1 rRNA gene is annotated in these 642 nt (G+C 49.1%); it reads right to left on the reverse strand.

What is annotated here, in order from left to right:
- A 23S ribosomal RNA gene (locus tag AAEZ02_RS21765) occupies positions 1 to 625 on the reverse strand; the annotation flags it as partial.
- Positions 626 to 642: the final 17 nt, after the last annotated feature.

Consider the following 642-nt stretch of genomic DNA (forward strand, 5'->3'; position numbering starts at 1 on the left):
GGTTTCCCTACGGCTCCGCTATTCGCTTAACCTCGCTACAAAATGTAAGTCGCTGACCCATTATACAAAAGGTACGCAGTCACGGTCTCAAGAACCGCTCCCACTGCTTGTACGTACACGGTTTCAGGTTCTATTTCACTCCCCTCACAGGGGTTCTTTTCGCCTTTCCCTCACGGTACTGGTTCACTATCGGTCAGTCAGGAGTATTTAGCCTTGGAGGATGGTCCCCCCATATTCAAACAGGATGTCACGTGTCCCGCCTTACTCGTTTTCATCTACGGTTAGTTTTCATGTACGGGGCTATCACCCTGTGCCGCTGTGCTTTCCAACACATTCCACTAACACCCCATAGACTTAAGGGCTAATCCCCGTTCGCTCGCCGCTACTAGGGGAATCTCGGTTGATTTCTTTTCCTCTGGGTACTTAGATGTTTCAGTTCCCCAGGTTCGCCTCATAACGCTATGTATTCACGTTATGATGACCACTTATGTGGCCGGGTTTCCCCATTCGGATATCGTTAGCTCAAATGCTTATTACTAGCTCGCCAACGCTTTTCGCAAGTTATTACGTCCTTCATCGCCTCTGACTGCCAAGGCATCCACCGTATACGCTTGGTCACTTAACCATACAACCCAAATGAGT

This window comes from Shewanella sp. T24-MNA-CIBAN-0130 (assembly GCF_040310185.1).
In the GTDB taxonomy this organism is placed as follows: Bacteria; Pseudomonadota; Gammaproteobacteria; order Enterobacterales; family Shewanellaceae; genus Shewanella; species Shewanella psychromarinicola.